The 11260-nt window shown below is 61.9% G+C and carries 8 protein-coding genes; 5 read left to right on the plus strand and 3 right to left on the minus strand.

The window, feature by feature from the left end; all coding sequences use genetic code 11:
* Positions 1-48: 48 nt before the first annotated feature.
* Entirely contained in the window at positions 49-690 is a 642-nt protein-coding gene (locus tag HX898_RS27685) for a TetR/AcrR family transcriptional regulator (protein WP_138328326.1), read from the minus strand.
* A gap of 83 nt (positions 691-773) precedes the next feature.
* Between HX898_RS27685 and HX898_RS27690 the strand changes: the two genes are divergently transcribed.
* Entirely contained in the window at positions 774-1922 is a 1149-nt protein-coding gene (locus HX898_RS27690) for a serine hydrolase domain-containing protein (RefSeq protein WP_180196353.1), read from the plus strand.
* A gap of 63 nt (positions 1923-1985) precedes the next feature.
* Here the strand turns inward: HX898_RS27690 and aspS are convergent, their stop codons facing one another.
* Positions 1986-3776 (minus strand): aspartate--tRNA ligase, encoded by a 1791-nt coding sequence (aspS, locus tag HX898_RS27695; RefSeq protein ID WP_138328328.1) that lies wholly within the window; start codon positions 3774-3776, stop codon positions 1986-1988.
* Positions 3777-4030: 254 nt separating this feature from the next.
* Between aspS and HX898_RS27700 the strand changes: the two genes are divergently transcribed.
* From HX898_RS27700 to HX898_RS27715, 4 genes are all read left to right on the plus strand, one after another.
* The gene (locus HX898_RS27700; protein WP_180196354.1) at positions 4031-5422 is read left to right on the plus strand and encodes a multicopper oxidase family protein; all 1392 of its coding nucleotides are present in this window, start codon (positions 4031-4033) and stop codon (positions 5420-5422) included.
* Positions 5423-5586: 164 nt separating this feature from the next.
* The gene (gene rnd / locus HX898_RS27705; protein ID WP_003558275.1) at positions 5587-6732 is read left to right on the plus strand and encodes a ribonuclease D; all 1146 of its coding nucleotides are present in this window, start codon (positions 5587-5589) and stop codon (positions 6730-6732) included.
* Positions 6733-6882: 150 nt separating this feature from the next.
* Positions 6883-7944: an adenylate/guanylate cyclase domain-containing protein gene (locus HX898_RS27710; protein ID WP_062940726.1), complete on the plus strand. Its 1062-nt coding sequence runs from the start codon at positions 6883-6885 to the stop codon at positions 7942-7944.
* 154 nt (positions 7945-8098) lie between these two features.
* Complete coding sequence (locus tag HX898_RS27715; protein WP_180196355.1) at positions 8099-9457, plus strand: esterase-like activity of phytase family protein; 1359 nt, start codon at positions 8099-8101, stop codon at positions 9455-9457.
* Positions 9458-9737: 280 nt separating this feature from the next.
* Here the strand turns inward: HX898_RS27715 and ppx are convergent, their stop codons facing one another.
* A complete protein-coding gene (gene ppx, locus HX898_RS27720; RefSeq protein WP_180196356.1) occupies positions 9738-11255 on the minus strand; it encodes an exopolyphosphatase in 1518 nt (505 codons plus the stop codon).
* Positions 11256-11260: the final 5 nt, after the last annotated feature.

Below are 11260 nucleotides of genomic sequence, written 5' to 3' on the forward strand. Positions count from 1 at the left end.
CTCGCGACGAAAGGCCCGGCAGTAGTGAACTGCCGGGCCTTTTCGTTTTCAGGCGCGATGACGGGCGACCTCGGCGATGGCGAGGACTGCGATATCAAGCAATTCCTCTAGAGATGCGCCGTCCCTCGCCTGCACCGACATGCCCTGGATGATGGCACCGAGGAACCGTGCAAGCGCGCGGGGGTTCGTCTCTGGCTTCATGTCGCCCTCGCGGATGCCACGCTCGATCCTCGCCGTGAAAGCGTCCAGCGACCGACGGCGCATCGCTGCGACATGATCGGCGATCACCTCGTTCTCGCTGGCGCAGTTCAGCACAGCCGTCGAGATCATGCAGCCTTTCGGATGCTCTGGAGCCGAGAAAATCGCCGCCGAACCCCGCAATATGCGCTCGAAGGCGGAGACGGTATCGATCGGCTCGCCGAGCGCGGAAAACGTATCGGAGCCCAGCCCTCGGTATTGCTCCAACGCGGCGCGGTAAAGATCGGCCTTCGAGTTGAAGGCGGCATAAAGGCTTTGCGGCGTGATGCCCATGGCGGCGGTGAGATCGGCGATCGAGGCGCCCTCGTATCCATGCGCCCAGAATGTCTCGCGCGCCGCCGACAGCACCGTCTCGCGGTCGAAGGCCGGCGGACGGCCGCGGCGGCGGGCGGTAGATTTTTCCACGTCTCGGCTATTTTTCACAATGATCACTCTAGAAATTTGAAGCGGCTTTCTATATTCAGGAACGGTCATTGTGATTATAGAAGGTTTAATCTGATGAGTCTTCCCTTGAAATGGCAGACGCCGACAGGAATTCATCGCTTGCAGCTGCAGTCGATGCGGCCATCACAAGTGCTCTCGACGACAAACGGCTTGTGGGAGCGGTGGTGCTTATCGCCCGTGACGGAGAGATCGTCCATCGCCGCGCCGCCGGCCTTGCCGACCGCGAATATGGTCTAGCGATGCGCGAGAACACCATTTTCAGGCTTGCCTCCATCACCAAGCCGATCGTCACCATCGCCGCGATGCGGCTCGTCGAGCAGGGAAAAATCGGGCTGGACGACACGGTGACGAGGTGGCTGCCGGACTTCCGACCGAGGCTGCCTGACGGCAGCGAAGCGATCATTCGCATCCGCCACCTGCTGACCCATACGTCCGGCCTCAGCTACAGCTTCTTCGAAGGGGACGATGCTTATGCCCGCGCCGGCGTTTCCGACGGCCTCGACGAACCGGGACTGCCGCTGGCCGAGAACCTGCGGCGGATCGCCAGCGCGCCACTGCGCTTCGCGCCGGGCAGCGACTGGCAATATTCCGTTGCCATGGATGTTCTGGGCGGCGTCATCGAGGCGGAAACCGGCGTGCCGCTGGGCGAGGCCATCGCTGATCTGGTGACGAAACCGCTTGGACTTGCCGATACCGCGTTTTCGGTTCGCGACCGCAGCCGGCTGGCAGCGGCCTATATGGACGCTTCACCCGAACCGGCGCTGATGGGCGAGACTGCGCTGGTGATGTCGCTGATGGGTCCCATCCGCTTCGCGCCGAACCGCATCTTCGACCCCACCTCCTATCATTCTGGCGGCGCCGGCATGGCGGGAACGGCGGGTGATATCCTGGCCATACTCGAAACCATCCGTAGGGGCGGCGCACCGCTGCTCTCGACCGAAACCGTAGGGATGATGATGACGGACCAGGCCGACGGCCAGCGCCAGCAGCACGAACCCGGCTCCGGCTTTGGCTTCGGCTGGTCAGTCATCACCAATCCGGCCGAGGCAGGCGTCCCCTTCCCCGAGGGCACGCTGAAATGGGGCGGCGTCTACGGCCATAGCTGGTTCATCGATCCGGTCAACGGGCTGACCGTCGTTGCGCTGACCAACACGACGCTGGAAGGCATGTGGGGCAAGTTCACAGTCGATCTTCGCGAAGCAATCTACGCGGCATTGTGAGCGACCGAACCAACAGAAAAGCCCGGCGATTTGCCGGGCTTTTGCATTCGGGATCAGACGATCTCAGTCTTTCTTGACCGGCGGGATCGGTCGGATCGAGAGTTCGCGCAGCTGTGTCGGCGCTGCCGGGCTCGGCGCGCCCATCAGCAGGTCCTGGGCCTGCTGGTTCATCGGGAACAGCGAGATTTCGCGCAGGTTCTTCGCGCCGACGAGCAGCATGACGATACGGTCGATGCCGAAGGCGGCGCCACCATGCGGGGGCGCGCCGTACTGGAAGGCGCGGTAGAGGCCGCCGAAACGATCCTCGACATCCTGCTGGCTGAGGCCGACCTTCTCGAAGGCGGCGACCATGGTTTCCGGCGACTGGTTGCGGATCGAGCCCGAGGCGATTTCGAAGCCGTTGCAGACGGCGTCATACTGGAACGCCTTGATGGTCAGCGGATCCTGGTTCTGAAGCGCATCGAGGCCGCCCTGCGGCATGGAGAAGGGGTTGTGGGCGAAATCGACCTTCTTTTCTTCCTCGCTCCATTCGAAGAACGGGAAGTCGACGATCCAGCACAGTTCGAAACGGTCGCGATCGACAAGGTTCAGCTCTTCGCCGGCCTTGGTGCGGGCTTCACCGGCAAACTTGTAGAACTTCGCCGGATCGCCGGCAACGAAGAAGCAGGCGTCACCGTCATCGAGGCCGAGCTGGGTACGGATCGCGTCGGTGCGCTCCTCGCCGATGTTCTTTGCAAGCGGGCCGGCGCCCTCGAGCTTGTCACCTTCCTTGCGCCAGAAGATGTAGCCGAGGCCAGGCTGACCGGTCGACTGCGCCCAGGCATTCATGCGATCGCAGAACGCTCTTGAACCGCCGGTCTTGGCCGGAATAGCCCAGATCTCGACCTTCGGGTTGGAGGCGATCATGCCCGCGAAAACCTTGAAGCCCGAGCCGGCAAAATGCTCGGTCACGGCCTGCATGACGATCGGGTTGCGCAGATCGGGCTTGTCGGAGCCATATTTGCGAATCGCTTCGTCATAGGGGATGCGCGGCCATTCCTTGGTGACCGGCTTGCCTTCGGCGAATTCCTCGAAGATCGAGGTCATCAGCGGGCCCATCGTGTTCCAGACGTCTTCCTGGGTGACGAAGCTCATTTCGAGGTCGAGCTGGTAGAATTCGCCCGGCAGGCGATCGGCGCGCGGGTCTTCATCGCGGAAGCACGGCGCGATCTGGAAGTAACGGTCGAAGCCGGCAACCATCAGCAGCTGCTTGTACTGCTGCGGCGCCTGCGGCAGCGCGTAGAAAGTGCCGGGATGGATGCGCGACGGCACGAGGAAGTCGCGCGCGCCTTCCGGCGAGGAGGCCGTCAGGATCGGCGTCGTATATTCGGTGAAGCCGACATTGCTCATTTCGCGGCGCATGGCCGAGATGACCTGGGTGCGCTTGACGATGTTCCGGTGCAGCGTTTCGCGGCGAAGATCGAGGAAACGATACTTCAGGCGGACGTCTTCGGGATAGTCCGGCTCGCCGAAGACCGGCAGCGGCAATTCCTTGGCGGCGGAGAGGACTTCGATCTCCTGTGCGTAGAGCTCGATTTCGCCGGTCGCCATGGTCTTGTTGACCGTGTCTTCGGTACGGGCCTTGACGAGGCCGTCAATACGGATGACCCATTCGCCGCGCACGGTTTCCGCCATCTTGAAGGCCGGGCTGTCGGGATCGGCAACGACCTGGGTGATGCCGTAATGGTCGCGAAGATCGATGAAGAGAACGCCGCCATGGTCGCGAACGCGGTGAACCCAGCCGGAGATACGGACGGTCGAGCCGACATCCGACTTGCGGAGGGCGGCGCATGTGTGGCTGCGATAGCGATGCATGATCTCAAATCCTGGCATGTGGCTTAAGACGGCAGCAAGGGTTCCAAGACCCTCAAGCGCCGACAAGAAAATCGGGCGGAAAAGCGCATGGACGCTCCGATTTGTCAAGGCTTGGCGCACGCAGCCCGGCGTTTGACACGCGTTTATGGCGAGGCTGCGACCGGTATGCTGCGGCAGTTTGGCCGCGCTTCCTGTATTGATGAAGATGCCGGTCAACTTTAAAAGGATCGGCATTCTCACCGTGGAGCATCCGCATGCCTCTCCTTAGCCGCCGCAACCTTCTCAAGGCATCCGCTGTGGCGGGTGCCTATGGCGTCGGCATCGGCATTGCCGGTAAATTCGGATTTGCCGAGGCGGCTCCCGAGCCGCAGCTGCTGACGGCGGTGAAGACCGAGGCCATGCTGACCGAGGCGGGACCGACCAGGGATATCATGAGCTGGGGCCATGACAGCATGCCGCCGATTCTCAGGATGAGGAAGGGGCGACCCTATGCGGCGCGGCTGAAAAACGGGCTCGACGAGCCGACGACGATCCACTGGCACGGGCTTCGCATCGACAACCGCATGGACGGCGTGCCGTTCATGACGCAGCCCTACGTCTATACCGGCGACAGCTTCGACTATGCCTTCACACCGCCCGATGCCGGCACATTTTGGTATCATCCACATTGCAACACGCTGACGCAGATGGGGCATGGGATGACCGGCGTCATCGTCGTCGAAGATCCGGCCGATCCGGAATTCGATGCCGAGGTGGTGCTGAACCTGCGCGACTGGCGGCTCGGCGGTGACGGGCAGTTCATCGCCGCCTTCCGGCCACGCGACGCGGCCAAGACCGGCACCTACGGCACGGTGCGCACCGCCAACTGGCACCAAGAGCCGCGATATGACGCGCCGGCCGGCGGGCTGGTGCGGCTGCGCATTGCCGTGACCGATGTGACGCGGATCTTCTCGCTGAAGATGGAAGGCGCCGAGGCCACCGTGATTGCGATCGACGGCAATCCGGTGCCGAAGCGTTTTCCCCTCGACCTCCTGCAGATCGGACCGGGCCAACGGCTCGATCTTGCCGTGCGCATGCCGGATGATGAAGGCGCGGTCGCGACGCTCGAGGATATCCGCGGCACGACGCCGAAGACGATCGCCAGCCTGCGCGCGGTCGGATCATCGTTGAAGCGCGCCATCGGCGATCTCGGGCCGCTTATCGACAATCCCGTCCAGAAGGCCGATCTTTCCGTCGCCGAGCAGATACCCCTGGTGCTGAGCGCAACTGCCGAGAATGCCGCCGTCGAAAGCATCTGCGGCACGCTCGGCTACAGTTTCTGGGCCATCAACAAGGTGCCGTGGCCGGGCGACACGCCCGATCCGACGGCGCCGCTTGCGGAATTGAAGCTCGGCAAGAGCTATATCTTCAATCTGGAGAATACCACGCCGCATGCGCATCCGATCCATCTGCACGGGATGAGCTTCACGGTGATCTCCTCCTCGACGCGGGAGGTGATGCCGCTCACCTCCGATACCTATCTGATTCAGCCGGACGAGAAGGTGCAGCTTGCCTTCGTCGCCGACAATCCCGGCGACTGGCTGCTGCATTGCCATATCATCGAGCATCAGAAGACGGGGATGACAAGTTATCTTAGGGTCAGCTGAGGCCGCCTGCACTTTCACCGCGATTGCGGCCATGCATCGTGCCTTGCCTCAGTTTGGACGTGATTCTTAGCCAGCAATGCTCGAAGCGTATGCTGTTGTATTGACATATCGAACCGAAAGGAGAAGGAAGGTTTAACCGACCTTTTCCTTGCGAATGAAATGATATGATCGAAACCACCGCCGATTTGGCGGCCGCCTGCAAAGAGCTGGCCAAGTCCGACTTCATCACCATCGACACCGAATTCCTGCGCGAAACGACCTTCTGGCCGGAGCTCTGCCTGATCCAGATGGCAAGCCCGACGACGGAAGTTCTCGTCGATCCGCTGGCCAAGGGCATCGATCTCGCCCCCTTCTTCGAGCTGATGGCCGATACGAAGGTGCTGAAGGTCTTTCATGCGGCCCGCCAGGACATCGAAATCATCTTCAATCGCGGCAATCTCATTCCGCATCCGATCTTCGACACGCAGGTCGCCGCCATGGTCTGCGGCTTTGGCGACAGCGTCTCCTATGACCAGTTGGTCAGCCGCATCAAGAACGTCCATATCGACAAGTCGTCGCGCTTCACCGACTGGAGCCGCCGGCCGCTTTCGGACAAACAGCTGGATTATGCGCTGGCCGACGTCACCCACCTGCGCGACGTCTACCTGTCGCTGAAGGCGGAACTTGATCGCGAAGGCCGCACCTCCTGGCTCTCCGAGGAAATGGACATTCTCGAGTCGCGCGAAACCTACGACATGCATCCAGACGATGCCTGGCAGCGGCTGAAGATGCGCCTGCGCAAACCGCAGGAGCTGGCGATCCTGAAATATGTCGCCGCCTGGCGCGAACGCGAGGCGCGCGCCCGCAACGTGCCGCGTTCGCGGGTGCTGAAGGATGATGCGATCTACGAGATCGCCCAGCAACAGCCCAAGGATACCGAGGCGCTCGGCCGTCTGCGCACCATTCCGAAGGGTTGGGAGCGCTCAACCTCCGGCGCCGCGGTCATCGAGGCCGTCAACACCGCGCTTGCTCTACCGAAGGCCGATATGCCGCATGCACCACGCCAGGCGCAGGCGCCCGAAGGGGCCGCTGCTGCCGTCGAATTGTTGAAGGTTCTGCTGAAGCTGATTTCGGAGAAACACGGCGTGGCGCCGAAGGTGATCGCCAACAGCGAAGATCTCGACAAGATCGCCGCCGAGGGCGAGAAGGCCGAAGTCGCTGCCCTGCACGGCTGGCGGCGCGATCTTTTCGGCGAGCCGGCACTGCAACTGATCCAGGGCGCGATCGCTCTGCGCTTCGTCGACCGGAAGGTCGAAACCGTCAGCCTCTGAGGCGGCTGCATCACGCCTTAAATCGGCATCGATTTGAGAATAGATTATGCAGCCATTCAAAGTGCTACAGCGCTGTAATTTCGAATTCGCTTGACGGTTTTTTCCGGCCTGAAACAATGGCGGGAACAAACATCACGGCGCAGAGGCGGCATGCGGGAAATATCTCCGACACAGAATTGGATCCTGATCACGATCGTCCTTGCGGCCAGCGGCGTCATCTATGATCTGATGTTTTACTCCAATCAGACGCCGGTAGTCGGGGCGATCTTCGCGCTCTTCATCGGCATGCCGATCCTCGCCTTCGAGCGCAAGGTGCTGTTTCGAGCACTCTACCGGCGCATCCAGAAGCTGCCGACCTTCGCCTTCATCATCACCGAGCTGCTGATCTACGAAATCCTGATGAGCATCGGCTTTGCCTGCGCCGGCCTGCTGCTCTGGTCGCTCGGCATGGTGAAGCCGGTGTCGCTCCTCGACCTCGTCATCATGCCGTTCGAAGTCTTCGTCTATGCGTTGGCAGTCTGCACGATGCTGATCTTCGTCTTGCGCGTGCGAGAACTGCTTGGTCGTGAAGTTTTCCTCAGCATGCTCATCAGCCGCTACCGCAATCCGGTCCGGGAAGAGCGCGTCTTCCTCTTCATCGACCTCGTCGATTCGACGGCTTTTGCCGAAAAGCACGGCGACCTCAGGGCGCAACAGCTGCTGAGCTCGCTGTTTGCGACCTTCGCCGAGCCCGTCAGGCGCCACAAGGGCATGATCAACGACTATGTCGGCGATGCAGCGATCATCACCTGGCCGCTTGCCCGCGGCGTCAAGAATGCGCGCTGCGTGCGCTGCATCTTCGATATCCTTGCCGATATCGAAGCCAATGCCGCCGGCTGGCGGAAAAATTACGGGCAGGTGCCGAAGCTCCGCGCCGCCCTTCACGGCGGCGAGATCATCACCGCCGAAATCGGCGTCGACCATCACAAGATCAGCTATTTCGGCGATACGGTGAACACCACCGCCCGGCTGGAGACGCTCTGCCGCAGTCTGAACCGATCGATTCTGATCTCCAGCGAGCTTGCCCGGCGCATGAAATTTCCCGATGACATATCCTGCGAGGATCTCGGCACCCATGCCGTGAAGGGGCGCGGCCAGGCGCTCGGCGTCATGGCGCTTTCCTCGCGCGCGGTCACCGTGCTGAACACGCCGGCGGTCATTCTGCACGGCTGATGCGTAAATTCAAAGCGTTACAGCGTCCTTTGCGCGTCTGAGAAAGACCCGCGGCGCTGTAAGTACGTCACCAAAGCTTCACCCAACCGTCAATTCGCTGACACGGAAGCCCTGCTAAGCGGAAGGCCTTTGCAATCCGTTCCACGGGGATATTATGAAGAACGTCCTTTTTGCTTCCGTATCGCTTTTGATCCTGGTCGCGGGCTCCGCTTCGGCCGACCAGCAGCAGTTCCCGGCCAAGCTCGCCGGCCAGGCGATCCTGCCTGCCAACACCATGGTTCCGGCGCCTGCCGATGCCCCCGAATTCCTCAAGCATTCCGGCAAGTTTACAACGCCGGACCGCAAGCGTACCGAAGCGCTCGGCACCGTCCCCGGTAAGGACGGCGCCCGCGTCACCGACCTGAAGCTTCCTTTCGACGGCCAGCCGATCCAGGGCTTCTCCGGCGTCAAGACGATGACCGACGGCACCTTCTGGACGCTCTCCGACAACGGTTTCGGCTCGAAGTCCAACTCGTCGGACTCCATGCTCTTCCTGCACCAGATGAAGTTCGACTGGGCCGGCAACAAGGCTGAAGTCGTCAAGAACCTCTTCCTCTCCGACCCCAACAAGATCGCCCCGTTCCCGATCGTGCTTGAAGGCACTGACACGCGTTATCTCACCGGCGCCGACTTCGATATCGAATCGATCCAGCCGGTTGCCGACGGCTTCTGGATCGGCGACGAATTCGGTCCCTACATCCTGAAGTTCGACACGTCAGGCCGCCTCACCGACGTCATCCCGACGACGCTCGACGGCAAGCCGGTGCTTTCGCCCGACAATCCGCTTCTCTCGGTTCCGGCCAACCCGGCTGCGAAGATGCCGGTCTTCAATCTGAAGCGCTCCGGCGGCTTCGAAGGCCTCGCCATGTCGAAGGACGGCGCCAAGCTCTACGGCCTGCTCGAAGGCGCCATCTACAAGGATGACGGCACTGTGGAAACCATCGATGGCCACACCGCCATCCGCGTCATCGAATTCGATGTCGCTTCCAAGAAGTGGACCGGCCGCAGCTGGCTCTATCCGTTCGAGGACAAGGGCGTGTCGATCGGCGACTTCAACATGCTCGACGACACGACTGCTCTCGTCATCGAGCGCGACAACGGCGCCGGCACGACGGACAAGGCCTGCGCTGACCCGAAGCAGCCGAAGCCGGATTGCTTCGAAGCACCGGCCGTGCTGAAGCGCGTCTACAAGATCGAGTTCAACGACGCCAATGTCGGCAAGGCGGTCCGCAAGATCGGCTATATCGACCTGCTGAACATCCAGGACCCCGACAACAAGAAGAAGGCCGGCAGCAAGGACGGCGTCTACGACATGCCGTTCGTGACGATCGAAAACGTCGACCGCGTCGACACCACGCACATCATCATCGGCAATGACAACAACCTGCCCTTCTCGGCCGGCCGCGCCGTCGACAAGGCCGACAATAACGAGTTCAGCCTGCTTGAAGTTGGCGAGTTTTTGAACGCCAAGTAAGTTCGGAATTCTCGGGTTGAAAATGCAGAGGGCGGCGCGAAGGCGGCGCCTTTTTCGTTGACGCTGTGCCGTGTGTGCCCCTCTGCCCTGCCGGGCATCTCCCCCACAGGTGGGGAGATTGGCTGGGCGCAGGGGCTTCCCCAAACAATCAGCGATTCAACTCGGCTTGACGTTCAAGATGCGGGAAGGTCATGCCACTTGTAATCTCCCCACCTGTGGGGGAGATGGCCGGCAGGCCAGAGGGGGGCCTCCTCGGCACAAGTGTGGTTGTAAATCAGACCTACTCGAACCGAAACGCCAACCGCTTGTTCGTCAGCCTCGACAACTGCTGCAGGCGGCCGTCCAGGCGTTCGCCGGCGAAGTCGCGATACTCGGGCGGCACGACAAATTCGAGGTCGATGTCCGGGCTCGACGACTTGCGGAAGGTCAGGTTCTTGACGATGCCGGGCATCGAGGCCGAGAAGAGGTAGACGACGCGCAGCATGCCGCCGAGCAGCTTGGCGCGCTCGATGAGCTGGGGCGTGGCAATCTGCGCCAGCGGACCGGTGGCGCCGTCGTCATGCAGGCCTTCGAAACGGTAATAGTTGGAGAGCGCGATGAAGGCGCGGCCGGGGTGACTGATGCCGACGAAGGAAGAGTGGGCGATGACGTTCAGCGCCTGCAGGCCGCGATAGTCCGGATGGGCGCGCCAGCTGATATCGGCCAGCAGACAGGCCGCCTGACGGTAGCGGCTTTCCTCTTGGGTTTCCTGGATGCCGAAGAGGGGCATCATGCGGCCGGTCCATTCCGCCAGCTCGCGGGCATGCTCCGGCGAACGGGCACGCAGGATCGCCAGTTCGCCGGCGGCGGCAAGCAGCGGATCCAGGCGGCGCTCGGACTCCGACAGCAGCGAATAGAGATATCCCTCGCGCACACCCTGCGCCGAGAAGGAAATCACCGACGGCTTCATCGCGCTCAGGACTTCCTTCATGGCGATAGCGCCGAAGGGCAGCAGCGAACGGCGGTGCTTGGAAACGGCCTGCAGCGCCGGCTCCCTGGAATCGCGCGCGGTCACCTGTTCGAGGAACAGCATCATCGCTTCGAGCGACACCTCATAGCCCTGCATCATATGCAGCGGATAATGGGTGATTTCCATGTGCAGCTTGGCAATGTTTCTCCAGGTGCCGCCGACGGCGTAGAAGGTGCGCCCCTCGCCTTTCGACAGCAGCTTTGCCGTCTTCAGCTGCTTTCGGGCAAAGGTCTGGGCCTTGGAAAGCGAGCCGCCGGCATATTCCGACAGGCGCAGGCCGCCGAGCGGCAGCGTGATGCCCTTGCCGAACTCCTTGCCCTTGATATCGATCAGTTCCAGCGAGCCGCCACCGAGGTCGCCGGCAATGCCATCAGGATTGTAGAAACCGCTGATGATGCCGAGCGAGGCGAATTTTGCCTCTTCCTCGCCCGAGAGCACGCGAACCTTGCGGTTAAGGATGGTTTCTGCCTGATGGATGAAATCAGGACCGTTGCTCGCCTCGCGCGCGGCCGCCGTCGCCAGCACATACATGGTGGCAGCGCGCGCCTGGTCGGACAGAGCCTTGAAACGGTGCAGCGCCGCCAAAGCCCGCGCGACGCTGTCTTCATCCATCTTGCCGGTAAGGGCGACGCCCTTGCCGAGGCCGCAGAGGACCTTTTCGTTGAAGAGGACGGTCGGCGAACGGGACATGCCTTCGTAGACGACAAGACGAATGGAATTCGATCCAATATCGACGACGGAGACCGGGGCGATCCCCGGAAGGCGCCCCTGGGCTTCAGATTCAACCATTTAGG

This window comes from Rhizobium sp. WYCCWR 11128, assembly GCF_013416305.1.
Classification (GTDB): Bacteria; Pseudomonadota; Alphaproteobacteria; order Rhizobiales; family Rhizobiaceae; genus Rhizobium; species Rhizobium indicum.

Coding starts and splice junctions, on each gene's coding strand:
- HX898_RS27690 (WP_180196353.1), top strand. CDS start 774: ATGGCAGACGCCGACAGGAATTCATCGCTTGCAGCTGCAGTCGATGCG.
- aspS (WP_138328328.1), bottom strand. CDS start 3,776: ATGCATCGCTATCGCAGCCACACATGCGCCGCCCTCCGCAAGTCGGAT.
- HX898_RS27700 (WP_180196354.1), top strand. CDS start 4,031: ATGCCTCTCCTTAGCCGCCGCAACCTTCTCAAGGCATCCGCTGTGGCG.
- rnd (WP_003558275.1), top strand. CDS start 5,587: ATGATCGAAACCACCGCCGATTTGGCGGCCGCCTGCAAAGAGCTGGCC.
- HX898_RS27710 (WP_062940726.1), top strand. CDS start 6,883: ATGCGGGAAATATCTCCGACACAGAATTGGATCCTGATCACGATCGTC.
- HX898_RS27715 (WP_180196355.1), top strand. CDS start 8,099: ATGAAGAACGTCCTTTTTGCTTCCGTATCGCTTTTGATCCTGGTCGCG.
- ppx (WP_180196356.1), bottom strand. CDS start 11,255: ATGGTTGAATCTGAAGCCCAGGGGCGCCTTCCGGGGATCGCCCCGGTC.